This is a genomic window from Streptomyces sp. NPDC059255 (genome assembly GCF_042752355.1).
In the GTDB taxonomy this organism is placed as follows: domain Bacteria; phylum Actinomycetota; class Actinomycetes; order Streptomycetales; family Streptomycetaceae; genus Streptomyces.
In genome coordinates this window covers 12,779-38,786 of the sequence record NZ_JBHYZP010000034.1, presented here as the reverse complement: position 1 = coordinate 38,786, position 26,008 = coordinate 12,779, and the positions used below count along the sequence as shown (strand labels likewise).

General features: G+C 71.5%; 26 protein-coding genes and 1 pseudogene. 11 read left to right on the top strand and 16 right to left on the bottom strand.

The window, feature by feature from the left end; translation table 11 throughout:
* The first annotated feature begins 63 nt into the window (after positions 1–63).
* Positions 64–552 (top strand): annotated as a pseudogene (locus ACFXKG_RS31245) (carboxymuconolactone decarboxylase family protein).
* Between the two features lie 150 nt (positions 553–702).
* Here the strand turns inward: ACFXKG_RS31245 and ACFXKG_RS31240 are convergent.
* The 4 genes from ACFXKG_RS31240 to ACFXKG_RS31225 all read right to left on the bottom strand — a co-directional run bounded on the left by ACFXKG_RS31240 (position 703) and on the right by ACFXKG_RS31225 (position 2,594).
* Complete coding sequence (locus ACFXKG_RS31240) at positions 703–1,170, bottom strand: MarR family winged helix-turn-helix transcriptional regulator (protein WP_384846201.1); 468 nt, start codon at positions 1,168–1,170, stop codon at positions 703–705.
* On the bottom strand, positions 1,139–1,939 hold the full coding sequence (locus ACFXKG_RS31235) for an EamA family transporter (RefSeq protein WP_384846199.1): 801 nt from the start codon (positions 1,937–1,939) through the stop codon (positions 1,139–1,141). Before ACFXKG_RS31235 ends, ACFXKG_RS31240 begins: the two co-directional genes overlap by 32 nt.
* A 161-nt stretch (positions 1,940–2,100) precedes the next feature.
* Positions 2,101–2,262, bottom strand: a complete 162-nt coding sequence (locus ACFXKG_RS31230; protein ID WP_384846197.1) for a hypothetical protein — start codon at positions 2,260–2,262, stop codon at positions 2,101–2,103.
* A gap of 23 nt (positions 2,263–2,285) precedes the next feature.
* Positions 2,286–2,594 carry a GNAT family N-acetyltransferase gene (locus ACFXKG_RS31225; RefSeq protein ID WP_384846194.1) on the bottom strand — a complete coding sequence of 103 codons (309 nt, stop codon included), beginning with the start codon at positions 2,592–2,594 and terminating at the stop codon, positions 2,286–2,288.
* 214 nt (positions 2,595–2,808) lie between these two features.
* On the opposite strand from ACFXKG_RS31225, the gene ACFXKG_RS31220 reads away from it, so the two are divergent.
* The 8 genes from ACFXKG_RS31220 (at position 2,809) to ACFXKG_RS31185 (ending at position 12,555) form a co-directional block, all read left to right on the top strand.
* The gene (locus ACFXKG_RS31220; protein WP_384846192.1) at positions 2,809–4,854 is read left to right on the top strand and encodes a thioredoxin domain-containing protein; all 2,046 of its coding nucleotides are present in this window, start codon (positions 2,809–2,811) and stop codon (positions 4,852–4,854) included.
* Positions 4,855–4,996: 142 nt separating this feature from the next.
* Positions 4,997–5,524 carry a GNAT family N-acetyltransferase gene (locus ACFXKG_RS31215; RefSeq protein WP_384846190.1) on the top strand — a complete coding sequence of 176 codons (528 nt, stop codon included), beginning with the start codon at positions 4,997–4,999 and terminating at the stop codon, positions 5,522–5,524.
* Positions 5,525–5,718: 194 nt separating this feature from the next.
* Positions 5,719–6,576: a cupin domain-containing protein gene (locus ACFXKG_RS31210; protein WP_384846188.1), complete on the top strand. Its 858-nt coding sequence runs from the start codon at positions 5,719–5,721 to the stop codon at positions 6,574–6,576.
* The gene (locus tag ACFXKG_RS31205) at positions 6,573–7,598 is read left to right on the top strand and encodes a hypothetical protein (RefSeq protein WP_384846186.1); all 1,026 of its coding nucleotides are present in this window, start codon (positions 6,573–6,575) and stop codon (positions 7,596–7,598) included. Before ACFXKG_RS31210 ends, ACFXKG_RS31205 begins: the two co-directional genes overlap by 4 nt.
* On the top strand, positions 7,595–8,554 hold the full coding sequence (locus ACFXKG_RS31200; RefSeq protein ID WP_384846184.1) for a hypothetical protein: 960 nt from the start codon (positions 7,595–7,597) through the stop codon (positions 8,552–8,554). Before ACFXKG_RS31205 ends, ACFXKG_RS31200 begins: the two co-directional genes overlap by 4 nt.
* Positions 8,551–9,132 carry a hypothetical protein gene (locus ACFXKG_RS31195; protein ID WP_384846182.1) on the top strand — a complete coding sequence of 194 codons (582 nt, stop codon included), beginning with the start codon at positions 8,551–8,553 and terminating at the stop codon, positions 9,130–9,132. The genes ACFXKG_RS31200 and ACFXKG_RS31195 overlap by 4 nt, the downstream gene beginning before the upstream one ends.
* A 61-nt stretch (positions 9,133–9,193) precedes the next feature.
* On the top strand, positions 9,194–11,032 hold the full coding sequence (locus ACFXKG_RS31190) for an asparagine synthetase B family protein (protein WP_384846180.1): 1,839 nt from the start codon (positions 9,194–9,196) through the stop codon (positions 11,030–11,032).
* 131 nt (positions 11,033–11,163) lie between these two features.
* On the top strand, positions 11,164–12,555 hold the full coding sequence (locus ACFXKG_RS31185) for an aldehyde dehydrogenase family protein (protein ID WP_384846178.1): 1,392 nt from the start codon (positions 11,164–11,166) through the stop codon (positions 12,553–12,555).
* On the opposite strand, the gene ACFXKG_RS31180 is transcribed toward ACFXKG_RS31185, so the two are convergent.
* The 7 genes from ACFXKG_RS31180 to ACFXKG_RS31150 all read right to left on the bottom strand — a co-directional run bounded on the left by ACFXKG_RS31180 (position 12,542) and on the right by ACFXKG_RS31150 (position 18,986).
* Positions 12,542–13,321 (bottom strand): 3-keto-5-aminohexanoate cleavage protein, encoded by a 780-nt coding sequence (locus ACFXKG_RS31180; protein ID WP_384846176.1) that lies wholly within the window; start codon positions 13,319–13,321, stop codon positions 12,542–12,544. The genes ACFXKG_RS31185 and ACFXKG_RS31180 overlap by 14 nt on opposite strands.
* Before the next feature lie 46 nt (positions 13,322–13,367).
* Positions 13,368–14,117 (bottom strand): RraA family protein, encoded by a 750-nt coding sequence (locus ACFXKG_RS31175; protein WP_384846174.1) that lies wholly within the window; start codon positions 14,115–14,117, stop codon positions 13,368–13,370.
* A gap of 7 nt (positions 14,118–14,124) precedes the next feature.
* Positions 14,125–14,913, bottom strand: a complete 789-nt coding sequence (locus ACFXKG_RS31170; RefSeq protein WP_384846172.1) for a carbon-nitrogen hydrolase family protein — start codon at positions 14,911–14,913, stop codon at positions 14,125–14,127.
* A gap of 100 nt (positions 14,914–15,013) precedes the next feature.
* Positions 15,014–16,111, bottom strand: coding sequence for an ABC transporter ATP-binding protein (locus ACFXKG_RS31165; protein WP_384846170.1), 1,098 nt, complete (start codon positions 16,109–16,111; stop codon positions 15,014–15,016).
* 1 nt (position 16,112) lies between these two features.
* On the bottom strand, positions 16,113–17,207 hold the full coding sequence (locus tag ACFXKG_RS31160) for a PotD/PotF family extracellular solute-binding protein (protein WP_384846168.1): 1,095 nt from the start codon (positions 17,205–17,207) through the stop codon (positions 16,113–16,115).
* 31 nt (positions 17,208–17,238) lie between these two features.
* Positions 17,239–18,069, bottom strand: a complete 831-nt coding sequence (locus ACFXKG_RS31155) for an ABC transporter permease (protein ID WP_384846166.1) — start codon at positions 18,067–18,069, stop codon at positions 17,239–17,241.
* Positions 18,066–18,986: an ABC transporter permease gene (locus ACFXKG_RS31150; RefSeq protein WP_384846164.1), complete on the bottom strand. Its 921-nt coding sequence runs from the start codon at positions 18,984–18,986 to the stop codon at positions 18,066–18,068. Before ACFXKG_RS31150 ends, ACFXKG_RS31155 begins: the two co-directional genes overlap by 4 nt.
* 422 nt (positions 18,987–19,408) lie before the next feature.
* Between ACFXKG_RS31150 and ACFXKG_RS31145 the strand changes: the two genes are divergently transcribed.
* A complete protein-coding gene (locus ACFXKG_RS31145; RefSeq protein ID WP_365807958.1) occupies positions 19,409–19,894 on the top strand; it encodes an Lrp/AsnC family transcriptional regulator in 486 nt (161 codons plus the stop codon).
* On the opposite strand, the gene ACFXKG_RS31140 is transcribed toward ACFXKG_RS31145, so the two are convergent.
* From ACFXKG_RS31140 to ACFXKG_RS31130, 3 genes are all read right to left on the bottom strand, one after another.
* Positions 19,881–20,351: an Lrp/AsnC family transcriptional regulator gene (locus tag ACFXKG_RS31140; RefSeq protein WP_384846162.1), complete on the bottom strand. Its 471-nt coding sequence runs from the start codon at positions 20,349–20,351 to the stop codon at positions 19,881–19,883. The genes ACFXKG_RS31145 and ACFXKG_RS31140 overlap by 14 nt on opposite strands.
* Positions 20,352–20,447: 96 nt before the next feature.
* Entirely contained in the window at positions 20,448–21,080 is a 633-nt protein-coding gene (locus ACFXKG_RS31135; RefSeq protein ID WP_384846160.1) for a TetR/AcrR family transcriptional regulator, read from the bottom strand.
* Between the two features lie 89 nt (positions 21,081–21,169).
* Positions 21,170–21,889: a hemolysin III family protein gene (locus tag ACFXKG_RS31130; protein ID WP_384846158.1), complete on the bottom strand. Its 720-nt coding sequence runs from the start codon at positions 21,887–21,889 to the stop codon at positions 21,170–21,172.
* Positions 21,890–22,277: 388 nt separating this feature from the next.
* On the opposite strand from ACFXKG_RS31130, the gene ACFXKG_RS31125 reads away from it, so the two are divergent.
* Complete coding sequence (locus ACFXKG_RS31125) at positions 22,278–24,137, top strand: phosphoenolpyruvate carboxykinase (GTP) (RefSeq protein WP_384846324.1); 1,860 nt, start codon at positions 22,278–22,280, stop codon at positions 24,135–24,137.
* Positions 24,138–24,230: 93 nt separating this feature from the next.
* On the opposite strand, the gene ACFXKG_RS31120 is transcribed toward ACFXKG_RS31125, so the two are convergent.
* On the bottom strand, positions 24,231–25,403 hold the full coding sequence (locus tag ACFXKG_RS31120) for a DUF6183 family protein (RefSeq protein WP_384846156.1): 1,173 nt from the start codon (positions 25,401–25,403) through the stop codon (positions 24,231–24,233).
* Positions 25,404–25,651: 248 nt separating this feature from the next.
* Positions 25,652–25,912, bottom strand: coding sequence for a hypothetical protein (locus tag ACFXKG_RS31115; RefSeq protein ID WP_384846154.1), 261 nt, complete (start codon positions 25,910–25,912; stop codon positions 25,652–25,654).
* Between the last annotated feature and the right edge of the window lie 96 nt (positions 25,913–26,008).

The following is a 26,008-nucleotide window of genomic DNA, read 5'->3' as shown; positions in this document are numbered from 1 at the left end:
TGATGGCCACAACACCCGTACGAACACGGGCCACTGCGAGCACGGCCCGAAGGAGGCCCCGACGTGAGCAACCGCACCCACGGCTCCCCATCCCGCAGGATCTTCATCGACAAACAGAGCCCCAAGGCCTTCCACGCCCTCGTGCAGGCCTCGGAGGCGGTCCGGGCAACGGCCTCCGAGGCGGGGCTCGACCGCACCACCGTGGAACTGATCAATCTCCGCGTGTCACAGCTCAACGGCTGCGCCTAGTGCCTCGACGTGCACACCGGAGCGGCCCTGCGCGCCGGTGAATCACCGCGGAGACTCGGCATCCTGAACGCATGGCGGGACGCCGGCCTGTTCACTTCCTCGGAGCGCGCCGCCCTGGCGCTGGCCGAGGCCACGACTCATCCGGTGAACGCCGCGGCCCAGGCATCCGCCTACGAGGCCGCGCGGCAGGTCCTCTCCGAGGATCAGATCTCAGCCGCGATCTGGGTGGCGGTCACCATCAACGCGTTCAATCGCGTGTCGATCATGAGCAAGCACCCGGTGCCGCCGCTGCACGACACGTAGAAGCGGTTGGCCCGCCATGCCCATGCCCCTGCCCCTGCCCTTCGGTGTGTCCGGTGCGGCGGAGACGTGGTTGACCGGTTACGTACATCGGCGGCCACTGCGGCGACGCGCACGCCGGCCGCATGAGGCACCCCGGGCCGCCCGTTCCGGTCAGGATGGTTTCTCGTCCAGCTTCTCCACCACGCGCTCGGAGATCCGGGCCAGCAACCGCAGTTCCGACGGCGTGACGTTGTCGAGGAAGAGCTCACGCACCGCTTCCACATGACGCGGGGCGGCAGCTTCGACCATCGCTCGCCCCTCGTCCGTGATGACCACGAACGCGCCACGGCCGTCCTCGGCGCACTCGTCCCGCACCACCAGCCCGCGCTTCACCATCCGGGCGATGTGATGGGACATCCGGCTCTTCTCCCACTCCAGCGCCCTGGCGATGTCCAGAAACCGCTGCCGCCCGTCCGGTACGTCCGTCAGCTCGACCAGTACGGCGTAGTCCGCACGCGACACGTTGGACTCCGTCTGCAACAAGCGGGACAACCGGCCCAGGAGCCTCTCGTGCATGCGGACGAAGCTCCGCCAAGCAAGCTGCTCCTCAGCAGTCAGCCAACGCACTGTCTGTTCCATGAAACAAGTTTAGACGTAGTTGACACTTCACTGAATAGGCGCCGGGCATGCCGACGGGCTCGTCATGCCTCGTCCGCACCCCGCAGACGGGGCGGCAGCCTTCCCGGCGGCGGCCACAGCCGGCTCGCGGTGTCGGGACGCGCGGCGGCGGGGGGCAACGGGATGACGCCGGACTCCGCCGCCTGCGTACTGCTTCAGGATGTCCCGGCGCGGTCGTCGTGGGTCCTGCGGCAGGCCGGGCTCCGGTGAGGAGGGTGGTGGAGAGAGCGACGGCGATGAGGGCGGTTCCGGCCAGGATATGGGAGGTGAGGGGTTCGTCCAGGAAGAGGGCGCCGGACAGGACGGCGATCACCGGGGCGACGAAGGCGTAGCTCGTGGCCGGAGCCGGGTTGGTGTGGGCGGTGAGGTGGCGGTAGGCGGCCATCGCCAGCAGGGACCCGAAGACCACCAGGTAGGCGAGGGCGAGCCCGGCGCCCCAGTGCGGCCGCGGCGGTGACGCGAACTCGCCCCGGGCGGCGGCAGCCACGGCCAGCGCCGCGCCGCCCACGATCATCTGCGCGGCCGGCCCGCGCACGCCGGCCGAGTGGTCGTCCAGATGGGAGCCGAGTACCCAGCACATGGCGGCCGGCAGGAGGATCGCCGCGCCGGTCAGCCCGCCGCGTCCCAGCCCGGCCGACAGCACGGCGACGCCCGCCAGGCCGAGCCGGACCCCCGCCATTCCGCGCTGCGCGTCGGCCGTCCCCTCGCGGTGTTCAGCAGCACGCTCCACAGCGGAACCGTGGCGATGAACAGCGCCGTCGTGCCCGAGTCGACATACTCCTCGGCCAACGCCACGCCGCCCATGCCCACGGAGAAGAGCAGCACCCCGACGAGCGTGGCCCGCCGCCGAAGGGCCGTCAGCCGTGGCTCGTGGCGGCGTTCGGCCAAGCCTCACAGCAGCAGACCCGCCGTCAGGAACCGGACCGAGCTGAGCGTGAGGGGCTCCGTCCCGCGCAGCCCGAACGCGATCGCCAGATAGGTGGTTCCCCATACGAGCCAGGTCACGGCGAGCGGAACGGCGGTTCCTCCGAACGCCGGCGACACGGATCTCATGGCGAGGAGCGCACTTCGGCTGTTCAGTCGCTGACCCTGCTGCGGGACTGGTACAGGAGGTCCTCGTATTCGGGATGCCGGGCGATCCAGCCCGCGAAGAACGGGCAGGTGGCGAGGACGCGCAGGTTCGCGGCCCGTGCCTCGTCAAGGGCTGTGCGAGCCAGCGCGGACCCCACTCCCCTGCCCTCGTACTCCGGCTCGACCTCGGTGTGCGTGAATGCGATGAGCTCCGTCGTACGGATGTATGCGGCGACGCCCGCGGCCTTGGACTCTCCGTCGACGCGGGCCTCGTAACGCTTTGCATCGGGCACGTCGCGTACTTCGACCGCCATGTGACCTTCTCCTGGGTGTGATTCCGCTCGACTCGGCGGGAGTTCCGTCGGACAGGACATCACCTTAGTTCCCTTCGGTTGACGTATCAACTTTCTTCTCCGCGGGTGAGCTCGGGACGGCAGCTGAGGCCGACTCGGCACGTCACGTCAGCCGCTACGAGCCGGGCCGCGCGAGGCGAGGGCCTGTGGGTCCGGATCATGCGACGATGCACGTATGAACCGACTTGCCAAGGAGCAGTCGCCCTACCTGCTCCAGCACGCCGCCAACCCGGTGGACTGGTGGCCCTGGGGGGACGAGGCGTTCGCGGAGGCGAGACGGCGGGACGTCCCGGTGCTGCTGTCGGTGGGGTACTCCTCGTGCCACTGGTGCCATGTGATGGCGGGCGAGAGCTTCGAGGACGTCACCACCGCCAAGTACATGAACGCCCACTTCGTCAACATCAAGGTCGACCGCGAGGAGCGGCCCGACGTCGACGCCGTCTACATGGAGGCCGTGCAGGCCGCCACCGGGCAGGGCGGGTGGCCCATGACCGTGTTCCTCGACGCCGACGGAGCGCCCTTCTACTTCGGTACGTACTTCCCGCCCGCGCCCCGGGGCGGCATGGCGTCCTTCCCGCAGGTGCTGGAGGGTGTCAGCGCCGCCTGGACCGGACGGCGCGCGGAGGTCGCCGAGGTGGCGGCGCGGATCGTCGGGGAGCTGGCGGGGCGGTCGCTCGCGCAGAGCGGTGACGGGCCCCCCGGGGAGTCGGAGCTGGCCCAGGCGCTGCTGGGGCTGACCCGGGAGTACGACGCGCGGCGGGGCGGGTTCGGCGGGGCGCCGAAGTTCCCGCCGTCGATGGTGGTGGAGTTCCTGCTGCGGCACCACGCCAGGACGGGCTCCGAGGGCGCGCTCCAGATGGCCACGGACACCTGCGAGGCGATGGCGCGCGGCGGGATCTACGACCAGTTGGGAGGCGGGTTCGCGCGCTACTCCGTCGACGGCGAGTGGGCCGTGCCCCATTTCGAGAAGATGCTCTACGACAACGCCTTGCTGTGCCGGGCGTACGCGCATGTCTGGCGGGCCACCGGCTCCGATCTGGCCCGCCGGGTGGCGGTGGAGACCGCCGACTTCATGGTCCGTGAACTGCGCACCGCCGAGGGCGGGTTCGCCTCGGCGCTGGACGCCGACAGTGCGGACGGCAGCGGTGGCGGACGGCATGTGGAGGGTGCCTTCTACGTCTGGACGCCGGACCAGCTGCGGGAGGTCCTGGGGGAGTCCGACGCGGAGTTCGCCGCGCAGTACTACGGGGTGACACCGGAAGGCACCTTCGAGGAGGGCGCCTCCGTGCTGCAACTGCCCCTCGGCGAGGGTGTGGTGGACGCCGGACGCGTCGAGTCCGTACGGGCGCGGCTCTTCGCCGCCCGCGAGGAGCTGCGGGAGCGGCCCGGGCGCGACGACAAGGTCGTGGCCGCCTGGAACGGGCTGGCCATCGCCGCGCTGGCCGAGACCGGCGCGTACTTCGACCGCCCCGATCTGGTGGAGCGGGCCACGGAGGCCGCCGATCTGCTCGTCCGCGTCCACCTCGACGGAGCGGCGCGGCTGGCCCGTACCTCGAAGGACGGCCGGGCCGGCGCGAACGCCGGAGTGCTGGAGGACTACGGCGATGTGGCGGAGGGGTTCCTCGCGCTCGCCGGGGTCACCGGCGAGGGCGTGTGGCTGGAGTTCGCCGGAATCCTGCTGGACATCGTTCTCGACCGGTTCGTGGCGGAAGGCGGCGCCCTGTACGACACGGCCGACGATGCCGAACAGCTGATCCGCCGGCCGCAGGACCCGACGGACAACGCGACGCCCTCCGGCTGGACGGCCGCCGCCGGGGCGCTGCTCTCGTACGCCGCGCACACCGGCTCCGAGCGTCACCGGAGCGCGGCCGAGGGGGCGTTGGGCGTGGTGAAGGCGCTCGGGCCGCGGGTGCCCCGCTTCATCGGCTGGGGGCTCGCGGTCGCCGAGGCGGCGCTCGACGGGCCGCGGGAGGTCGCGGTCGTGGGCACGGGGAAGGAGGCCGCCGCCCTGCACCGTGCCGCGCTGCTGGCCACCGCGCCCGGAGCCGTCGTCGCGGCCGGTGAGCCCGGGGGCGAGTCCGGGGGCGAGGAGTTCCCGTTGCTGGCGGGGCGTCCGCTCGTCGACGGGCGAGCCACCGCCTATGTCTGCCGGCACTTCGTCTGCTCGGCGCCGACGACCGAACTCACGTGGCTGAAGGGCGAGTTGGGCGTTCTCGAATAACGGCATGCGCGCCCGGCCGGCCCGCCACCCGGATAATCGGCTTGGGTGGCGGGCCGGCGTCGTGTTACCTCTGGCGGGTTCACACGAACGTCAACCGGTCGTACGAAACCGGCAGCACGGACAACGAAGGGCTGGACCGCGCATGGTGCTCGGAGAGCTGGTGAAACTGCGGGCGATGGAGCCGGCGGACGCCGAACAGCTGTGGCACTGGAACCACGACCCCGAGGTCATGCGCTGGATGAGCGACGGCTACGCCCAGTCGCTGGCCCAGGTCAGGAAGGGCATGGAGGAGCGCCCGCGCAACGCGTACGGCGACGTGCTGTACGGCGTCGAGACCCTCGCGGACGCCACGCTCATCGGGCTGGTCCGGCTGCGTGACACCGAGCCGGAGACCGGCTGTGCGGCGCTCGACATCTACATCGGTGAGAAGCAGTACTGGGGGCGCGGTTACGCCACCGACGCGATGCGGACGATCTGCCGCTACGGCTTCGACAAGATGCGGCTGCACAAGATCACGCTGAAGGTCGTCACGGAGAACCACGCGGCCCACCACGTCTACCGGAAGATCGGCTTCGTCGAGGAGGGCCGGCTCCGCCAGGTCTTCCGGCGGGACGGTCAGTGGTACGACATGTTCACGATGGGCCTGCTGGAGGGCGAACTCCTCGCCTGACGGTGCCGGATGAAGCCCGACGAAGCCGGACGAAGCCCGACGGAGCATGACGGAGGGCGTCCGGGCGGGCCGCGCGAACTCTGAGATGCCTGGACTTCATCGCGATGTCAGACCTCCGCCCTATCATCAGTTCCGAGTGTTACCGATCACAGCTCTACGCTGCGATCGTGGTCGGAGACGCAAGGGGGGCGTTGATGTTCGACGGGGATTTCGGGGCCGGTTCCGGTCCTTCCGGGGTGCGGGGGATGGCACGGCTCGCCCGGGGACTGCCGTGCGGCGTGGAGGTGTTCCACCTCAGGCCCGACGGCCGGGTGCTGTTCGCGGACCGGGAAGGGGCCCGGGAGCTGGGGCCGAGCGAGGAGTTCCTCCGGTTCATCGATGACGGGCAGTTCGCGCACTACCTCGTCGGGGACGCGAGGACCTCCCCGGAGCGGCCGTCGAACGCGACGTACAAGCTCGGGGTCGTCGGGCCGCGCAGCGCGTTCACCCCGCACGCCCACGGCGGCGAGCACATCGTGCTCAGCCTGGGGCACGCCTCCTGCGGTGTGTACGACCCGGTGCGGCGCCGGGTCACCGAAGTCCGGCTGTTCCCCGGGGCGATGATCCGGATCCCCGAGATGATGCCGCACTCCTTCGCCAACCGGGGCGCGCGGCCGCTCAACATCCTCGCCGCCAACACCGGCTTCGGCATCGACCACGAGGACTACGCGATCACGGCGGACGAGGCGGAGCGGCGCGCCGCCGGGGAGGGAGCGGCGGGAGTGGCGGAATCGGAGGGGGTGGAGGGCGGCCACGGGCTCTCCACCGCGGGCCGGGTCCCCACGGACGGCCGACTCTCCACGGACGGCCGGGGCCCTACGGACGGCCGGATCGCCACAGCCGACCGGGTTTCCGCCGCGGGCCGGGTCTCCACCGACTACGGGATCCTCGCCGCCGCGCTGCGCGACATCGAGCGCGTCCAGCGCGTCGGCGGTGTCGGCACCGTCAGCGCGCGCGAGCGGCTGGCCGCCGGTCTGCGGAGGGCCGCTGCCGTGCTGGAGGGGCCCCGATGATCTGCCCGCACTGTGCCAGAAGCCTGCTCCAGCGGGAGCGGACGGGCCGTACGTGCTCCAAGTGCAACCGGCAGTTCGCGCTGGACCCCAAGACCAACTCGCTGGGGCTGAGCGACGTACGGGTCCGGCGCGTCGCCGCGAAGCTCACCGACGACGGCCGGACCCCGATCACCGTCAACCAGCTCTGGTACGCCCTGAGCCGCAGGAAGGCGAAGGAGAGCGGGCGGGGCGCCGCCATCGGATGCCTGGTGATCGGGCTGCCGGTCAGCCTCGTCCTGCTGATCGCCGCCCTGTCCGTCGACGGAGCCGGCCCGCTCGCCATTTTCGGCTCGCTGTTCCTCGTCGTCACCCTCACCCAGTTCCGCTCCGCCATGAAGAGCCGCACACGCCTGGTGGAGGCCCACCCGCTCTCCCATTTCCGCAGCTCGACGATGAGCCTGTGGGTGTCGGTCCACGGCGCGCTCCCGACCGGTGTCGTGGACGAGGGACAGTTCCGGCACCCGGCGCCGCCCGCGCGGCCCCGGGCCGTGCTGCTCTGCGGTGACACGAGCATCGCCGTCTTCCTCGCGGCCAACGAACTGCCCCGGAGGTACGACATAGCCCTCGCCACCCGCGCCGGCGAGGTGCCGCCCGGTTCCGCGCCGGTGATCGTCCTGCACGACGCCGACGCGACGGGCTGCCAGCTCGCCGCGCGCACCCGCGCCGCGCTGCCCGGCCGCCGGGTCGTCGACGCCGGGCTGCCGCCGCGCGCCGTCATGAGCGCGCCGGGCGCCCTGACCGTACGGGGACCCAGGCCGCCGGCCGACGCGCTGGACCGGCTGCGCGAGAGCCGTACGCTCACCGACGCCGAGCTGCAGTGGCTGGCCAAGGGGTGGACCAGCCCCCTCGGCGCCGTACCGCCCGGCAAGCTGCTCGCCGCCGTCACCCGCGTGATCGAACGCTCCACGGGAGCGGAGGACGCCGACCGGACGAAGGCCGAGGCCGTCGGATTCCTCACCTGGCCCGGCGAGGCCGCCTCATGAGCGCTGACGGGCTTTTCGACCGGGCCGTGGACGCGGTGCTCGACCGCGCCGTGCTCGCCGCCGTCGGCCGCGCGGGCACACCGGGGCGGATCCGCTTCACGGAGCGGCAGCTCTACTACGAGACGTGCCGCGTGCTGCGTCCCGTGCGCGCCGTCCCGCGCCGGGTGCCGTTCACACCGGCCCCGCCCGTACGGTACGAGCGGTTCGAGGAAGCGTTGCGGAGACAGCAGGGGCGCGGGAGGCTCCCCGGGCTGCTGCCGCCGGTGCCCGCCGGTGCGCGGCGGAGCGCGCCACCGTCCGCCGAGCCGGATCTCCACGACTACGGGCTGCCCCGGCTGCTCGTCTGCGAGAGCCGGTCCGTGGTGCGCATGCTGCTCGCCAACGATGTGCATCTGGAGGCCGCCTGCCCGGTGTTCGCCGCCGACGACCTTCCGCTCGACCCCCGGCTGACGGCTGGGCTCGGCCGTGTCGAGGGCGCCACCGTGCACGTCCTGCACGACGCGAGCGTGGCGGGCATCGCCCTCACCGCGCGGGTGCGCGCCGCGCTGCGGGACACGGCCCCCGGCGTACGGGTCGCCTCGATGGGGCTGGTGCCCCGGCACGCGACGGCGCTGCATCTGACCTCCCGGCACGAAGCCGGTCACGAAGCCGGTCCCGCATCCGGTGCGGCCGGTCCCGCATCCGGTCAGGGCGACATGGCGGACCGGGGCGAGCGGCTCAGGTCCGTCCTGCCGTCCGCCCTCGGAGCGGGCGAGCTGGAGTGGCTCGCGCGCGGGCGCTCCGCCGAGGTGGAGTCCGTCCCGCCGGCCCGGCTGCTGCGCACCGTCCTGCGGCTGGTGCGCGGGCCGCGGACCGCCGGGCCCTCCGTGTGGACCGGCCTGCGCGAGCTGCGGACGACAGGCTTCATGACCTGGCCGACGGGACCGGCCCGGCGACACGAGGACACGAGACGATGATCCGGCCACGCGAAACCCCGTACCGGGACGAACTCCTCGCCGACGGGAGCGTCCACCGCACCTACGAGTCCGGCCGCGAGGAATGGCGGCGCAGGGACGGCGACAACCGTGTGCGGTGGCACGACAACCAGGGCGCCGCCGGCACCGACGAGCTGCTGGGCCGGCGGATCATCAAGCGCCGGTACGCCGACGGCACCGTGACGTACGGCCGGGACATCGGCTACGGCCGTACGGTCTGGGGCCAGGGCGAGTCGGTGATGGTCAACCGGAGCTCGTTCGGCGGCCGTATGGGCCTCGTCCTGGGCGGCGTCGGCCTGGCGGCGCTCACCGTCACCGCCGCGCAGTTCCCGCCCGCCAGCCTCACCCCCGAAGAGGAGGAGGCGCTGCGGCAACAGCAGCAGGCGGCGGCCCAGAGCTCCTCCGGCGGCGAGGCGGGCGGCAGCGGGGGAGGCGGGGACGGCGGGGACTCCGGCGACGGGAGCGGTTCCGGGGACTCCGTCGACGGGGACGACTGGAACGCCGGGGACGGCTGGGGCTCCGACGACGGCGGCGGCTGGAGCGACGACGACTTCGGGTGACCGCCCCCCGTGATCGACCGACCGGCCGGCAAGAGAGAAGCGAGACGAGAGGAGGGGGACCGTGGCGCGTTTCTGTGCCTGCCTGGCGACGACCCCCGAACGGGCGCGGTCACACCTCGCCTCGATGGGCGCGGCCGTACGGTACGACGCCGGAGCGGCCGGTCCGGGCCCCGGCGCCGCGCTGATCCTCGACGAACCCGGGCACGCCACAGGGCCGTTCACCGCCGGCGGCCGTACCGCCGTGGGGGAGGTCACGCTGCACAACCGGCCCGAGCTGCTGGCCGCGCTCGCCCGCTCCGGCGCGCACGCCCGGCCCGACTGCCCGGACGGGGAGCTGCTGCTGCGCTGCTGGGCGCGGTTCGGGGCGGCCGGGATCCGGCTCGCGGAGGGCATGTTCGCGCTCGCCGTGCACGACGAGGGCGACCTCGTCCTGATCCGCGACCACGTCGGCGCTCGTACGCTCTTCTACGCCCGCGCCGACGACGCCTGGGCCGCGTCCACCTCCCTGCGCGCCCTGCGCCGCTGGCCCGCGCTCGGCACAGGGCTCGAACTGGCCGCCGTACGCTCCTTCCTGACCTTCGCCTATCTCCCCGGCGAGGAGACGCTGCTGCGCGGCGTACGGGAAGTCCTCCCGGGCCGCTGCCTGCGGCTCGCCGACGACGGGACGGTGACGGAGGAGCACTACTGGGAGCCCGAGGAGCGGATCGGACAGGGCCTGCGCGAGTGGTACGAGGGCGGCGACGCGCCCCCGGAGGAGTACGCCCTGAAACTGCGTGGCCTGCTGGAGGAGGCGACGGCCCGACGGCTGCCGGACGCCGAGGCGGTGGCCGTCCTGCTCTCCGGCGGCGTCGACAGCTCACTCGTCACCGCCCTCGCCGCCAAGCTGCACAGCCACCCCGTACACACGTACTCGATCAGCTTCGGCGACGAACTCCCCAACGAGCTGGGCTACTCGGGCCTGGTCGCCACGCACTGCCAGACCCGCCACCGGGTGCTCAGCGTCTCCGGCGACGCCGTCGCCGCCCGTCTCGCGGAGGCCGCCGCGCTGCTCGACAGCCCCGTCGGCGATCCGCTGACCGTGCCCAACCTGATGCTTGCCGAAGCCGTCGCGGGCGACGGACTGCGCGTCGTGCTCAACGGGGAGGGCGGCGACCCGGTGTTCGGCGGACCGAAGAACCTGCCCATGCTGGTGTACGAGATGCACCGCGGCGATGGCACGGGCGGGTCCCCCGATGACGACGCGGACGACGCGGACGACGCGGACGCGGCGGACACGCGCGAGAACGCGTACCTCCGCTCGTACCGCAAGTGCTTCACCGACCTGCCCGACCTGCTCACCGCCGACGCGCTGGAGGCACTGGAGACGCTGCCGCGCCCGGAGCGGTTCATCACCCCGTATCTGCGCCCGGAGGCCAGGGACGGCCGGATGGACCACCTCCTCAACCAGCTCCTCCACTGCAACCTGCGCACCAAGGGCGCCCATCACATCCTCACCAAGGTCGAACGGCTCACCGCCTCCCAGGCGATCCAGGGCCGCTCCCCGCTCTTCGACCGCCGCGTGATCGACCAGGCGTTCGCCACCCCGCCCCGCTGGAAGCTCAACGGCGCCGTCGAGAAGTGGGTGCTCAAGGAGGCCGTACGGGACCTGCTGCCCGGCACGGTCGTGGACCGGCCCAAGAGCGGCATGCGCGTACCGGTGCAGCAGTGGCTCCGCGGCCCGCTGCGCGAACTGGCGGGCGATCTGCTGCTCGGCAGGGAGGCACGGGCGAGGGGACTCTTCCGGCAGTCCACGGTACGGGCGTGGATGAAGGGGGAGGGCGCGCTGCTGCCCCGGCAGGGCGGCAAGCTGTGGCTCGTGCTCACGCTGGAGCTGTGGCTGCGCGCGTACGACGTGACGTGACCCCCGACGAACACACTTCGAAGACGAACACACTTCGAAGACGACTTCGAAGACGAAGCCACTCCGAAGGCGAAGCCACTCCGAAGACGAAGGCAGTCCGGAGACGGAGACACTGAGAAGACGGAGACACTGTGAAGACCGACGCCGACCCCCGCACGGTGCCGTTGACGGACCCCCGGACCGGCCAGGTCCGGGGCAGCTCGACGGCCGGCCGCGCGCCGCAGGTCGCCGACGCCGTCGCGGCGGCCCGCCGGGCCCTCACGGGCTGGCGGGCGCTGACCCCGAGGGAGCGTTCCCGGCGGCTCGACCGCCTCGCCGGACTGATCGAGGAGCACGCGGCCGTGTACATCGCCGCGGAGCGGGCCGGCACGGGCAAGCCCGCGCACGAGGCCGCCGGCGAGGTGGAGAACGCGGCGGACCTCTTCCGCTTCTACGCCTGGGCGGCCCGCACCCGGTCCGCACCGGCGGCGGGCGGCTTCGTCGCGGGCCACGAGAGCTGGGTCCGCTGGGAACCGCTCGGTGTCGTCGGTGTCGTCGTCCCCTGGAACTACCCGCTGATGATGGCCACATGGCGGTGCGCGCCCGCCCTCGCCGCCGGGAACACGGTGGTGACGAAGCCGGCCGAGACGACCCCCGACTCGCTGCTCCTCCTCGCCGAGCACGCGCGGGAGGCGCTGGGCGAGGCCGTGGCCCAGACTCTCCCCGGCGACCGCGAGACGGGGCGGCTGCTGGTGGCGTCCGCCGGGGTCGACGCGATCGCCTTCACCGGGAGCGCGGCGGCGGGCGCCGATGTGACGGCGCGCGCGGGGACGAAGCGGATCAGCCTGGAACTCGGCGGCAACAGCCCGGTCATCGTCCTGCCCGACGCCCCCGAGGACACCTGGACGGAGCTGGCGCGGGCCACGACGTACAACGCGGGGCAGTCCTGCGCCGTACCCGCACGGGTGATCACCCTGCGCGAGAACCACGAATCGGCGCTCTCCCGGCTCACGGCGGCGATGCGGGAGCGCGCGGCGGGCCGGGACTTCGGGCCGCTCAACAACGCCGACCAGGCGGCGCGTTACGACCGGATCGTCGGCGCCTCGGCCGCGAAGACGACGGCGGAGGGGGAGCTGGCGCTCGGCGCGGACGAACAGGGCGGCTTCTGGCGCCCGGCCCGCGTCCTCGCCGAGCTGCCCGACGACGACCCGGCCGTGCTGGACGAGGTGTTCGGACCGCTGCTGACGGTGCAGGCGGCCGACGGCGTCGAGGAGGCCCTGGCCCTGGCGAACGGGGTGCCGCAGGCGCTGGCCGCGAGCGTCTGGACCCGGGACCTGGAGACGGGACTCGCCCTCGCCGGACGGCTGGACGCGGGCGAGGCCTGGCTCAACTGCCATCTCGTCCAGACGGCGGAACTCCCGCACGGCGGCCGGGGCACCTCCGGGCACGGTACGGACCTGAGCACGCTGGCCCTGCACGAGTACCAGCGGCCGAAGACGATCACGGCCCGGATCCGGCCGCCGGGGGCCGTCAGGCCGGACTGACCTCCCCCGCCCGCGCCGGGGACGCCGACTGTTCCGGGGACGCCGGCACGGACGGGGCCAGCGCGCGGGCGGCCGCGACCAGCGCCCGGTTGTCGGGGGCCGTGGTGCCGTCGGGCAGTTCCATGCCGTCCTCGAAGCCGATACGGGCCTGCCGGCCGTCGGCCAGGGCGGCGCGGAGCACCGGCCAGACGGTGGCCTCCTCGCCGTGGTACAGGATCGGGCAGGTGACACCTGCGGCCAGCACGGCGTCGGCCATGGCCCTGGCGTGGGCGACCGCGGTGTCCGGGTCCTCGTCCATGGGCTCGATCAGGATCCGTACGTTCCGGTGCAGCGTCGGCGAGGCGAGCAGAGCCGGGACGTCGTCCAGGCTCCAGACCGCGCTCTCCAGTTCCATGCCGCGCGCCACGACGAGCGCGGCCGTCTCGGCGGCACCCTCCTCGCCGAACGCGACGGAGGCGAAGTCCGGCAGCACGTCCCACGCCTCCACCAGCGCGAAACGTTCCTCCGGTCCCGAGCAGGTCCACAGCCCGGTGGTCGTGCCGACCACCGCGCCGGGGGCCGCGGCGCGGACCGCGCGCAGCACCTCCGCGAGAGCGTCGGGGCGGATGGTCTGGCCGTCGGCCTCGTCCCGTACATGGAGATGGACGACATCCGCGCCGGCGGCGGTCACCGCGAGGACATCGGCGGCGAGTTCGGCGGGCGTGAGGGGGACCGCGGGATGCTCGGTCCTGAGCCGTCCACCGTTGACGGCGGCTTTGAGGAACACAGGGGGTCCTTCCGGGGTGTGGGGGAGCAGTAAGCCCAGAACAGGGTCAGGTGGATGAGGTGGATGAGGTGGATGGGGCGGTCGTGGCGCGGAGGTCCGCCGCGGCGGCCGCCTCGACCGCCGCCGTGAGGGCCGCCTCGACCGCCGCCGTCGCGCCGGTGAGCGTGCCGAGCGGACTGCCCCGCCGGACCTCCGCCACCAGCGCCGGTTCCTCCGCGTCGTCCGCGAGCGCCTCGTCCACCACGGCGGCCAGCAGCCGCGCCGGGGCGATCAGCAGCCCGTTCTCGTCGCCGAGGACGAGATCGCCCGCCCGTACGGAGACGCCGCCGCAGCTGACGGGTGTGTTGAGGCCGCCGTCCGCGATGCAGTGCAGCTTGGTGGTGAGCATCGACAGGCCGTACGCGTACACGGGCAGCCCGACCGCGCGCAGCGCGCCGATGTCCGTACAGACCCCGTCCACCACCGCACCCGCCGCGCCGCGCGCGGCGAGGGCGTTGGCGACGACCTCGCCGAAGGGCGCGTGCCTGCGGTCGCCGCCGCAGTCGACGACGACCACGTCGCCCGGCCGGACCAGGCCCGCCGCGTGGTGCAGCATCGTCGAGTCGGTGGCGGTGGTCCGTACGGTCACGGCCCGGCCGAGGAGTCTGCGCTCACCGGCGATCCGGTGCAGACGCGGATCGCAGAAGCCCTCCTCCAAGTAGTGGCCGAGCGTGGGGAAGTCGACCCGTTCCAGCCGCGCGAGGAGGGCGGCGTCGGCGGGGGCGGGGGCGGGAAGGTCGTGCAGGGTGATGGGCACGGCGGAGTCACCTCGGTCCGATGATGATGCGGCGGTTGCGGAGTACGGGCAGCACGGTGCGGGCGGTGTCGATCCGGTCCTTGTCGACGTCCACCACGAAGAGGGCCCGGCTCTCCTCGCCGAGCGCCGCCCTGACCACGCCGAGCGGGTCGACGGCCATGCTCATGCCGATACAGGCGGGGGTGGTGAGCGAGGAGGCCACCACCCAGCAGGTGTTCTCGATGGCCCGGCCGCGCAGCAGCGTCGTCCAGTGGTCCTCCTTGAGCGGCCCGCGCACCCAGGCGGCCGACACGGAGAGCAGGTCGGCGCCCATCTCCACCAGGGACCGGGTGAACTCGGGGAAGCGCAGGTCGTAGCAGTTGACCAGGCCGACGTTGAAGTCCCCGATCCGGACGACGCACGGCCCGTTCTCGCCGCGCTGGACCTCGCGGGACTCCTTGTAGTCGAACGCGTCGTAGAGATGCATCTTCCGGTACTGCCCGAGCACGGCCCCGTCGGAGTCCACGGCCACGAGGGTGTTGTACGGCAGGGAGGCGCCGCTGTCCTCGTAGCCGCCGGCGATGACGGCGACGGAGTGCGCGGCGGCGGTACGGGTCAGCGCCTCCAGGAAGCCGGCCCAGTGCGCCACGGCGGACTCGCGCAGGGACGGGGTGGCCTCCGAGGGGATCATGGACTCCTCGGGGAAGACGACGAGCCGGGCGCCCGAGGCGGCGGCCTCGCGGGTCATCTCCTCGATGACCGCGAGGTTGCCGGGCACGTCGGCTGTCGGGGCGAACTGCGCTACGGCGACCTTCACGGCCGTATCTCCTTGCTGTGCGGGCGGTTCTGGTGATGCGGGTGGTGCGGGCGGTGGCGGGTGTTCCGCGAGACGTTCATGGGGATGTTCGCCGGGGTGTTCATTCGGCGAGCACCCGGGAGCGTTCCGCGTCCCAGCCCACCCAGACCCGTTCGCCGACGGAGAGCCCGCCGCGGTCCGCGCCGCCGGACTCCGCCAGCAGCTCGGTGCCGTCGGCGAGCGTGAGGTGGTGGCGCGTGGCGTTGCCCAGGTAGACGGTCTGCCGGAGCGTCGCGGGAAGCGCGACACCCCGGCCGTCCGGAACGCGCGGCAGCTCCTCCTCCGTACGCGCGACCGACACGTTCTCCGGCCGCACCGCGAGGTGTGCCGACGCCCCCTCGGGCAGCGTGTGCGCCGGCACCGGCAGGGCGCCGAGCCCGGCCACCACCAGCTCCGCCGCGGTCAGCCGGCCGGTGAGGAAGGTGGACGTACCGATGAAGTCGGCGACGAAGCGGGTGGCGGGGCGCTCGTAGACCGCCTCCGGGGTGTCGACCTGGAGCACCCGTCCGCCGTCCATCACCGCGATGCGGTCGGACATGGTGAGTGCTTCCTCCTGGTCGTGCGTGACCGTCACGAAGGTGACGCCGACCTCGCGTTGCAGCTTCTTCAGTTCGAGCTGCATCTCCGCGCGCAGCTTCTGGTCGAGCGCGCCGAGCGGTTCGTCGAGCAGCAGCAGCGAGGGGCGCCCGATGAGCGCGCGGGCGATCGCCACGCGCTGCTTCTGGCCGCCGGAGAGCTGGGAGATCGCCCGGTCGCCGTACCCGTCCAGCCTGACCAGTGCCAGCGCCTCGTCGACGGCGGCGCGGATCCCGCTGCGGGGGCGGCCGCGTACCTTCAGTTCGAAGGCGACGTTCTCGTACACGTTGAGATGCGGGAAGAGCGCGTAGCTCTGGAAGAGCATGTTGAGGTCCCGCTTGTGCGGCGGAACGCCGGTGGCCGGGGCGCCGCCCAGCTCGATCGTGCCCTCGCTGGGCGTCTCGAAGCCGGTGATCATCCGCATCAGGGTGGTCTTGCCGCAGCCGGACGGGCCGAGGATCGAGAAGAACTCGTTGGCCCGGATGTCCAGCGTGACGTCCCGGACGGCGTACGCCGTGCCGAATGCCTTGCCGATGCCCGTCAGCCGTACGGCCGGAGTGTTCGCTGTCGTGTCAGCTGTCATGTCAGGACGCCTTGATCTTCGTCCAGCCCTGCTGGAAGTACTGCATGGCCGTGCCGGGGTCGAGGAGGAAGTCCGACTTGGCGATGGCCGAGTCGGGGGCGTAGACGGCCGGGTTCTTCAGGGCCGCCTTGTTCTTGATGTGCGCGCGGGCGGCCTGGTTGGTGCTGGCCGACGAACCGTCGTCGGTCGCGAGCGCCGCCACCTCGGGGCGCAGCAGGTAGTTGATGAACTTGTACGCGGACGTGGTGTTCTTGGCGCCCTTGGGGACGGCCAGCCCGTCGGTCCAGATGGAGCCGCCCTCGGACGGGATCACGTAGTGGACGCGGGGGTTGGACTGCACGACCTTCGCCATCGCCGTACCGCTCCACGCCTCGGCGGCGCAGGCCTGGCCGGTGGAGAGGAGCTGCGCGTAGTTGGTCGAGTTGTACCCCGCCAGGATCTTCTTCTGCTTCTGCAGGGCGTCCGTGGCCTTGGCGATCTGGTCCTTGTCGGTGCTGGTCGCGCGGTAGCCGCTGACCTGGAGGCCGGCGATGTAGGAGGCCAGCATGTTGTCGAGCATGTAGAGCTTGCCCTTGTACTCCGGGTCGAAGAGCGTCTTCCAGCTCGTCGCCGACTTGACGCAGGTGTCGTTGTACGCGAAGCCGGTGGTGCCCCAGATCCACGGGACGCTGTACTCGTTGCCCTGGTCGTAGGACGGATTGCGGAACTTCGGGGCCAGATTGTCCAGGCCCTCGATCTTCGAGTGGTCCAGCTTCTGGATGAGCTGCTGCCCGATGAGCTGCTGGACGGTGTACTGGCTCGGCTCGACCAGGTCGTATGCGGAGGCGCCGGAGCTGAGCTTGGCGGTCATCGTCTCGTTGCTGTCGAAGGTGTCGACGGTGACCTTGATCCCCGTCTCCTTCTCGAATCCCTTGACCACACTGTCCGGGATCTCCCCGGCCCAGGCGTAGATGCTGAGGGTCTTGCCGCCGCCGGAGGAGGACACGGTGCCGGAGCCGCCGGAGTCACCGGAGCCCCCGCAGGCGGTGGCGAGGAGCGCGGTGGTGGTGACGACGGCCGTGGCCAGGAGGGTTCGGGAGACGGTGCTTCTGCGCATGACGAGACCTTTCGTGCTGACGACGTGCGGCTTACGGCTTACGGCTGACGGACGGGACCGGGTCGCCGCCCAGCAGGACGCGGCGCATCTGGCGGAGCCCGACGCCGAGGATGATCAGGAAGGTGAAGAGGACGAGCAGGGTGCCCAGCGCGTTGATCTCGGGAGTGAGGCCGACCTTGAGCAGGGAGTAGACGCGCAGCGGGAGCGTGGTGCTGCCGACGCCGTTGGTGAAGGTCGACATCACGATGTTGCCGAACGAGATGGTGAAGCAGAGCAGCCACGCGGCCACCAGCGCCTGCCGCAGCAGTGGCAGTGTCACCCGCCGGAAGCTCTCCCAGGCGTTGCAGCCGAGGTCCGTCGCCGCCTCGGTCAGCGAGGGGTCCAGGGCGCCGTGCGCACCGAGGACGATCAGTGCCGCGTACGGCAGGGTCACCACGAGGTGGCCCAGGACCAGGGTGGTGAGGCCCAGGCCGGCGTGGAGGGTGCCGAAGACCGAGAGCAGGGCGACGCCGAGCACGATCTCCGGGATGACCAGCGGCAGGAACAGCCCGCCCCCGAACACCGCGCGGAGCCGGGGCCGCAGCCGGGCCATCCCCATCGCGGCGAGCAGGCCGCAGAGCGTGGCCAGGGTCGCCGAGACGAGGGCGACCTCGGCGCTGACCTTCAGGGCGTCCAGCAACTCGGTGTCCCGGGCCAGCACCCCGTACCAACGCGTCGTGAAACCAGCCCACTTGTAGGTGATGTCCGAGTCGTTGAAGGACAGGACGACCACGACCACGATCGGCACGTAGAGGAAGGCGATGACGGCGCGCGCCACCCAGGCGGCGACGGAGTCCATCCGGTGCGTCGTGCGCTGCTTCATGCGGTCTTCCTCCTGAGCCGCCGGGCGGCCGTGCCGAACACCGTGAGGGAGACGAGCATCAGCACCAGCAGCACGACGGAGGCGGCGGCGCCCATCGGCTGGTTACGGAACTCGGTGTAGAGCGTCACGATGAGATTGCCGACCAGCTGGTTCTTGCCGCCGCCCAGCAGGACGGGGATGACGAAGACCCCCAGGGTGGGGATGAAGGTCAGCAGCGCCGCCGCGAGCATCCCGGGACGAGCGATGGGCAGCAGCACCTTCGTGTGCACCCGCCACCAGCCGCAGCCGAGATCCCGGGCGGCCTCGCCGAGCGACGGGTCGACCCCGCGCAGCGAGGCGTAGACAGGGAAGATCGCCGTGGGCAGGAAGGCGTAGACGAGACCGATGAACGAGGCTCCCTGGCTGGGGATCCATCCGGTGGCGCCGTCGGTGAGCCCGAGCGCGTCGGTGAGGCTGTTCACCGGACCGCCGGGGCTGAGCAGATTGATCCAGGCGAAGGTGCGCACCAGGAAGTCGGTCCAGAAGGGCACGATGATCAGCAGGAGCAGCAGCATCTGCCGCTCCGGCTCCCGGCTCACCAGGTAGTACGAGACGACGTAGCCGAGCAGCAGACAGACCGCCATGTTGAGGCCTGCCATGCCCAGGCTGTAGCCGAACACCTTGAGGTAGACCGGGTCGAAGAGGCTCCGGTAGTTCGCGAGGGTGAAACCGCCCTGGATGCCGCCGTACCGGTCGGGCGCGGCGAAGCTGTCGCGCACCACCAGCAGCAGCGGGACGAGCACCAGCCCCGCGACGGTCAGCCCCGCGGGCGCCAGCAGCGCCGTGGTGAGCAGCCCCCGGCGGGCCCGGGTGCCGACGGGGTGGGGGGTGCCCACGGCCCGGTCGCCGGCCGTCGCGGCGGGCGGTGGTGCGGTCATGCGGTGACCTCCAGAGGCGAAAGGCGCAAGGCGGAAGAGCACGAGGCGGAAAGCGCAAGGCAGGGCGGCGCAAGGGCTGTGCAAGGCAAGGCGAGGCAGGGCGGTGCACGGCGGGGTGGTGCACGGCGGGTGACCGGTGTGCTCCGGGTGACGGGCGTTCCGGGTGGGGAACAGCTTCCGGCCGTCCGGCCCCGCTGAACAGGTGAAATGTCGGCGGATCCCGTGGAATGAACCCCCGGTTTCCGCGAGATTCGCAGCGCGCTGCCTGCCGTGACCGATCCGAAACGACGCCGCAACGCGAGCGGGGCGATGATGGACGGACGGCGGGGATGAACGGACAGACGGACGGACGGTTCGACGGGACGGCCCCGCGACCCGGGTGGGGCACGGGAGCCGAGCGGCAGCTGAGGAGCGGAGGTCCGATGATCGACGACCTGGACCGGCAGATCATCGATCAGCTACGCGTCGACGGGCGCCGCTCCTTCGGTGAGATCGGCCGCTCGATCGGGCTGTCCGAGGCATCCGTACGGGCCCGCTTCGGACGGCTGCGGCGCATGAACGTGCTCCAGGTCGTCGGCATGACGGACTCGGTGAAGGTCGGCGAGATCGAGGTCCATCTCGCCGTGAAGGTCCACCACATGCCCGTCGCGCTGGTGGCCCGCGAGCTGTCCCGGATGCCGGAGGTCCGCTACGTCGCCTCGTGCGTCGGCCCGTACGACCTGATCACGGACGTACGCTGCCAGGACCTCGGCCATCTCGCCGAGCTGCTCACGGAACGCGTCCGGCGCGTGAACGGCGTCGCCCACGCCGAGGCGCTCACCGTGCTGGAGGTCATCAAGGACAGCTATCTGTGGGCGGGCTTCCGCGAGCTGCCCGCCGGGCCGGGCGAGCGGATCATTCCGCGGTGACGCCCTGCCCCACCGCGCTGGCCAGCCCGTCCCACGAGTAGTCCTTGAACAGCTCCAGCAACAGCAGGACCTGCACCTCGGACACCCCGGGCAGCATGCGGATGACGTCCAGGAGCTGGACGAGCTGCGCCTGGTCCCGGCAGGTCCCCTCCAGGAAGATGTCCTGGCTGCCGGCGCAGAGCGCGACATGGTTGATCATCGGCAGGTCCGCCAGGCTCTTCGCCACCGCGCGCGGCGTCAGGTCCCGCACCCTGATCATCAGCCGCACCGACTGGTGGCCGAGGGTGAGCGGGTCGGAGAGCGCCACGATGCGCAGCGTCCCGCTCTCCTGGAGCCGGGCGACCCGCTGACGTACCGTCGCCTCCGAGGTGCCCAGCTCGCGGGCGACCGTGGTGTACGGCGTACGGCCGTTGCGGGTGAGGATCCGCATGATCCCGCGGTCGAGATCGTCGATCATGGTCCTGCCTCCCGATCCTGCTCGCAGCGTACCTCCAGGCCACGACGGCGGCGCGGGCCGTCTCCGTCAGCGGCGCGGTCCGCCTCCGCCGGAGGCTCAGAGGCGCAGGCCCCCCGCGAGGCCGTCGAGGGCCCGGTGGACCAGCGCCACCAGGTCGTCCCGGCAGCCGTGCTCACCCCAGTGGAGGGTGACCTCGCGCAGCGCGCCGAGCACGGTGGCGATGAGGATCCGCAGGTCGAGGTCGTCGGGGTCCCGGCCGGTGCGCTCGGCGAGGACGTCGGCGAGGAGCCTCGACGTCACCGACATGGTCTCGCTCATCCGCGCTCGGACGGCGGGCACCTCGACCAGCAGCCTCGTCCGCTCGACCAGTTCCGCGGACTCGTGGGCCAGGGACTTCGCCAGTGCTTCCGCCAGCACGGCGCGGAGCGACTCCAGCGGGGACTCGCCGGCCGGCCGGGCCCGCAGGGACGTCGCGATCACCGGGTCGTACGCGTCGGCGAGGACGATGTCCTCCTTGGTGGGGAAGTAGCGGAAGACGGTGGAGGGCGAGACCTCGGACGCCTCCGCGATCTGCTCGACGGTCGTCGCCTCGTACCCCTGCTCGGTGATCAGCCGGTAGGTGGTCCGGCGGATCGTGACGCGCGTTCTGAGCTTCTTCCGCTCACGGAGGGGGAGCCGGGAGAGCTGTTCTTCGAGGGGGGTGTGGGGGATGGCGGCCATGGTGCTCATTGTCGTGCATCCACCGCCACCCGGACCCCGGCCGGAACCCCGATGGGAGACGGCGTCCGCGGACCATGTCCGGGACGCCGTCACGGACTTCAGGAGTGCTGCGAGGCGACCATGGAGATACCCACGAAGTGCACGACGAACGCGGCCAGGGTGAAGGAGTGGAAGACCTCGTGGAATCCGAACCACCGGGGTGACGGGTTCGGCCGCTTCAGCCCGTAGATCACACCGCCCGCGCTGTACAGCAGCCCGCCGACGATGACGAGGACGAGGACCGCGATTCCGCCCGTCCGCAGGAAGTCCGGCAGGAAGAAGACGGCCGCCCACCCCATCGCGATGTAGCACGGGGTGTAGAGCCAGCGCGGGGCCCCGACCCAGAAGACCCGGAAGGCGATGCCCGCCGCGGCGGCCGCCCAGACCGCCCACAGCAGGGTCCGGCCCGTCGAGTCCGGCAGCAGCAGCATCGTCAGCGGGGTGTACGTGCCCGCGATGATCAGGAAGATGTTGGCGTGGTCGAGCCGGCGCAGCACGGCCTCGCCGCGCGGTCCCCACTCGCCGCGGTGGTACACCGCGCTGACGCCGAAGAGCAGACAGGCCGTCAGGACGTAGATCGCGCAGGCGATCCGGGCCCGGGTGGAGCCGCTCAGGGCGATCAGGGCCACGCCCGCGACCAGCACGGCCGGGAACATCCCCGCGTGCAGCCAGCCGCGCAGTTTCGGCTTGACCGGATTCAGCGACGACAGGATCTCGGCCGGCTCCCCTTCATTCTTCAGCGGGGGGTGCGCGGGCGGATCGGACGCGGCAGGAGTCATGGACTCATGCTACCTACGCTTCCGTAAGTTACGGCCCGGTACCGGACTCTCCCGGCTGTGAATTGCGACGCGGCCGCCCCGGGCCGCCCACCCTTCCCGCCGCACACGCATGTACGTGAAGGTGCCGTTCCGGTGGCATCCGCGCGCCCTCCGTGTGTCCCCCCGGTGCTTCCGGAGTGGCGATGCTCACGTGGGCGGCCCTCTGGACATATGGGCGGATGGGTCGGATGATCAAATGAGTGCGGTCGGCACCGGATGAGCGGCTACGAAGCATCCGGGTCGGAGCCCCCAAGGGGCAAAACATCATCAAACCCCTCAACAAGGAGCGATCGTGGCGCGCGACAACGCGGCTCCCAGCACCTCCGGCACCACAGGCACGACGGGCAACATCAGCGCGACGGGCAGCGCCGGCGCGACGGGCAGCGCCGGCACCCCCGGAACGGTCCCCACCGGTCACCAGGGACTGATCTCCTGGGTGGACGAGATCGCCGCCCTCACCCAGCCGGACAGCGTGGTCTGGTGCGACGGGTCCGAGAGCGAGTACGAGCGCCTGTGCGGGGAGCTCGTCGCCAAGGGCACGTTCCGGAAACTCGACCCGGCCAAGCGACCCAACTCGTACTACGCCGCCTCGGACCCCTCCGACGTGGCGCGCGTCGAGGACCGGACCTTCATCTGCTCCGAGAAGGAGGAGGACGCGGGCCCGACCAACCACTGGAAGGACCCCGCCGAGATGCGGGCCGTCTTCACCGGCGAGAACGGCGTCTTCCGCGGCTCGATGCGCGGCCGGACGATGTACGTCGTCCCGTTCTGCATGGGCCCCCTCGGCTCGCCGCTCTCCGCGATCGGCGTCGAGATCACCGACTCCGCCTACGTCGCGGCCTCCATGCGCACCATGACCCGCATGGGACAGCCGGTCCTGGACGAACTGGGCTCCGACGGCTTCTTCGTCAAGGCCGTCCACACCCTCGGCGCCCCGCTCGCCGAGGGCGAGGCCGACGTGCCGTGGCCCTGCAACTCCACCAAGTACATCTCGCACTTCCCGGAGTCCCGCGAGATCTGGTCGTACGGCTCCGGCTACGGCGGCAACGCCCTGCTCGGCAAGAAGTGCTACGCCCTGCGCATCGCGTCCGTCATGGCGCGGGACGAGGGCTGGCTCGCCGAGCACATGCTGATCCTCAAGCTGACGCCGCCCCAGGGGGAGGCCAGGTACGTCGCGGCGGCGTTCCCCTCCGCCTGCGGCAAGACCAACCTCGCCATGCTGGAGCCCACCATCTCCGGCTGGACCGTCGAGACCATCGGCGACGACATCGCGTGGATGCGGTTCGGTGAGGACGGCCAGCTGTACGCGATCAACCCCGAGGCGGGCTTCTTCGGTGTCGCGCCCGGCACCGGCGAGCACACCAACGCCAACGCCATGAAGACCATGTGGGGCAACTCGGTCTTCACCAACGTCGCGCTCACGGACGACGGCGACGTCTGGTGGGAGGGCATGACCGAGGAGCCGCCCGCGCACCTCACCGACTGGAAGGGCAACGACTGGACCCCGGAGTCCGGCACGCCCGCCGCCCACCCCAACGCCCGCTTCACCGTCCCCGCCGGACAGTGCCCCATCATCGCGCCCGAGTGGGAGGACCCCAAGGGGGTCCCGATCTCGGCCATCCTCTTCGGCGGCCGTCGCGCCTCCGCCGTCCCGCTGGTCACCGAGTCCTTCGACTGGCAGCACGGTGTCTTCCTCGGAGCCAATGTCGCCTCCGAGAAGACGGCGGCCGCCGAAGGCAAGGTCGGTGAACTGCGCCGCGACCCGTTCGCCATGCTGCCGTTCTGCGGCTACAACATGGGCGACTACATGGGCCACTGGGTCAAGGTGGGCCAGAACGCCGTACGCGAGAACGGCGGGTCGAAGCTGCCGAAGATCTACTACGTCAACTGGTTCCGCAAGGACGACAAGGGCTCGTTCGTCTGGCCCGGCTTCGGCGAGAACAGCCGCGTCCTGAAGTGGATCGTCGAGCGCCTGGACGGTACGGCGGAAGGCGTCGAGACCCCCATCGGCGTGCTGCCGACCAAGGAGTCCCTCGACACCGACGGCCTCGCGCTCTCCGAGGCCGAGCTGGACTTCCTGCTCTCGGTCGACAAGGACGTCTGGCGCGAGGAGGCGGCCCTCGTCCCCGCGCACCTCAACACCTTCGGCGACCATGCGCCGAAGGAGCTGTGGGACGAGTACCACGCGCTGGTCGAGCGCCTGGGCTGACGCCCGCTCACGGAACCCCGGGCGGACCTTCACCGCGAAGCGCCGTGGGCCCGGAGCCTCAACAGGCCCCGGGTCCACGGCGCTTACCGGTTCTCAGTCGGTGTCGGTGGCGGTCAGGACCGCGATCTCCTGACCACCCGGACGCAGGGCGGCCACGGCGAGGTCCCAGGCCACCTCGTTGAACCAGTCGGACACGGGCGCGATCCGGAACCAGTGCGTCTGCTCGACCAGCTCCGTGACACGGGCCGGCGGGGCATCGGCCGGGGCACCGGTCAGCCCGCCGAGGGACTGCCAGGCGGCCAGCCGTCCATAGGCACGGCCCAGGCCGGAGCCGTAGGCCGAGCGGAGGACGGCCGCGGTGAGAAGGGTCCGCAGCACCGTGTCCGGGGTCGCCGGAGCTACCCGCACGGGTGGCTGCCCCTCGGGCCATGCCGTCAGCGGAAGCCTCCGGAGTACGGCCGTGAAGTCGTCCGGTGACACGGCGTCGGGAGACCAGAACTCCTGCGCCGCGACAACACCGTTGGACTCCGAACACCATGGCCGCACCGCGGCGCCCATGGCCGCGGCGGACGGCGCGTCGGTGATCTCCGTCATGTCGATGCCCGAGGTACGGCGGAGGGCGTCCGGCGAGGCGAGCAGCTCGGGCTCGTCGAACGCGGCCACCGACGCCGGAGGCACCGCCCAGGTCCAGTCGTCCGCCGCGCCCCGCGGCCGCCGGAGCCCACGCTCCGACGGGAGCAGCCGCAACGGCAGCACCGCGAGGGGATGTCCCTCGGAGACCAGCGTGCCGGCGAAGGCGCGAAGCGCCGGGTATTCCTCCACCGGGACGGAACGGAACACCAACTCGTGGAGAAGGCACGCCTTGAACTCCCGGGACAGCGTGGAAGCGGCCCCGGCGGCGAACACCACCTCAGCGATGTCGGCGACCCGGTGGCCGTCCGCGACGAGCCGCGCCAGACCCCGCTCGGCCCGAACCCGTTCCTGGGCGGCAACACCCCGGGAAGCCTCCACGGCTGACAGGATGCGCAGACTCTGTGGCCCGGGATGGGCGGCGAGTGTGCGGCGGACACGGTCGAGTACCACCTGGTAGTGGAGTCCCTCATCGGTCCCGGAGGCGGCTCGCAGGGCCACGGCCTCCGCGAAAAGACCAACCCACTGAAATTCTCCGGAAGAAAGACGGCGTTCGATTTCATCGCCGAGTGCGAGTATTTCTGAACCACTGGCCCCGGACAGGCTTTCCAGCCTGCGGGCGACGTCGCTCTTCATGGCGGGAATACCTCGTTCCGCTCGCTGGGTGCGGCAGATCACCCCCGACCTCATCGGCCGCAACGATATCTTCACTCGCTCCGTACGACAACGTCGGCCTTCAAGGCCACCATGTGGTCTCGAAGGCCGACGTTGAGCACAACTCCGGATTATCCGCCAGCGTTCTCTGCTGAGGCTCCGTGAGTACGGTGCTGATACGGGTGGCCTGCGGGGTGGCGCCGGGGACCGGCGGCACACGGTCTTCGGTGTCAGCGCCACCGAGACGGAATGTTCCGCATCTGCTCGTTCACGTCCCACCCATAGGGCTTGGTGGACGCGTCGGCCCAGGCGAAATCCGTACCGACCCAGTGGGTCCGGAAATTCCTTACACCCTCCAGCAGATTGTCCTCGTAGCCGAAGGTGACACCGCAGCAGTCGCAGATGTCGTGGCTGCCGGCCCCGTCCTCCCGAATGGCGTAACCGCCGTAGTCGTATCCGCACACACGGCAGATATATTCGACGTCGGTCATCTCGGCGTCAGCGCCACTGGGGCGGGATGTTCCCCAGCTGCTTCAGCAGGTCCCAGTGGTTCGGCTTCCTCGCCGGGGTACTCCACTTCGCGCCGT

What these genes read in the sequence shown, in the direction of transcription:
- ACFXKG_RS31160 (WP_384846168.1), bottom strand. Translation starts at nt 17,207, where the DNA reads ATGCGCAGAAGCACCGTCTCCCGAACCCTCCTGGCCACGGCCGTCGTC.
- ACFXKG_RS31200 (WP_384846184.1), top strand. Translation starts at nt 7,595, where the DNA reads ATGAGCGCTGACGGGCTTTTCGACCGGGCCGTGGACGCGGTGCTCGAC.
- ACFXKG_RS31145 (WP_365807958.1), top strand. Translation starts at nt 19,409, where the DNA reads ATGATCGACGACCTGGACCGGCAGATCATCGATCAGCTACGCGTCGAC.
- ACFXKG_RS31115 (WP_384846154.1), bottom strand. Translation starts at nt 25,912, where the DNA reads ATGACCGACGTCGAATATATCTGCCGTGTGTGCGGATACGACTACGGC.
- ACFXKG_RS31135 (WP_384846160.1), bottom strand. Translation starts at nt 21,080, where the DNA reads ATGAGCACCATGGCCGCCATCCCCCACACCCCCCTCGAAGAACAGCTC.
- ACFXKG_RS31240 (WP_384846201.1), bottom strand. Translation starts at nt 1,170, where the DNA reads ATGGAACAGACAGTGCGTTGGCTGACTGCTGAGGAGCAGCTTGCTTGG.
- ACFXKG_RS31230 (WP_384846197.1), bottom strand. Translation starts at nt 2,262, where the DNA reads ATGAGATCCGTGTCGCCGGCGTTCGGAGGAACCGCCGTTCCGCTCGCC.
- ACFXKG_RS31150 (WP_384846164.1), bottom strand. Translation starts at nt 18,986, where the DNA reads ATGACCGCACCACCGCCCGCCGCGACGGCCGGCGACCGGGCCGTGGGC.
- ACFXKG_RS31120 (WP_384846156.1), bottom strand. Translation starts at nt 25,403, where the DNA reads ATGAAGAGCGACGTCGCCCGCAGGCTGGAAAGCCTGTCCGGGGCCAGT.
- ACFXKG_RS31210 (WP_384846188.1), top strand. Translation starts at nt 5,719, where the DNA reads ATGTTCGACGGGGATTTCGGGGCCGGTTCCGGTCCTTCCGGGGTGCGG.
- ACFXKG_RS31205 (WP_384846186.1), top strand. Translation starts at nt 6,573, where the DNA reads ATGATCTGCCCGCACTGTGCCAGAAGCCTGCTCCAGCGGGAGCGGACG.
- ACFXKG_RS31215 (WP_384846190.1), top strand. Translation starts at nt 4,997, where the DNA reads ATGGTGCTCGGAGAGCTGGTGAAACTGCGGGCGATGGAGCCGGCGGAC.
- ACFXKG_RS31225 (WP_384846194.1), bottom strand. Translation starts at nt 2,594, where the DNA reads ATGGCGGTCGAAGTACGCGACGTGCCCGATGCAAAGCGTTACGAGGCC.
- ACFXKG_RS31130 (WP_384846158.1), bottom strand. Translation starts at nt 21,889, where the DNA reads ATGACTCCTGCCGCGTCCGATCCGCCCGCGCACCCCCCGCTGAAGAAT.
- ACFXKG_RS31155 (WP_384846166.1), bottom strand. Translation starts at nt 18,069, where the DNA reads ATGAAGCAGCGCACGACGCACCGGATGGACTCCGTCGCCGCCTGGGTG.
- ACFXKG_RS31220 (WP_384846192.1), top strand. Translation starts at nt 2,809, where the DNA reads ATGAACCGACTTGCCAAGGAGCAGTCGCCCTACCTGCTCCAGCACGCC.
- ACFXKG_RS31165 (WP_384846170.1), bottom strand. Translation starts at nt 16,111, where the DNA reads ATGACAGCTGACACGACAGCGAACACTCCGGCCGTACGGCTGACGGGC.
- ACFXKG_RS31195 (WP_384846182.1), top strand. Translation starts at nt 8,551, where the DNA reads ATGATCCGGCCACGCGAAACCCCGTACCGGGACGAACTCCTCGCCGAC.
- ACFXKG_RS31140 (WP_384846162.1), bottom strand. Translation starts at nt 20,351, where the DNA reads ATGATCGACGATCTCGACCGCGGGATCATGCGGATCCTCACCCGCAAC.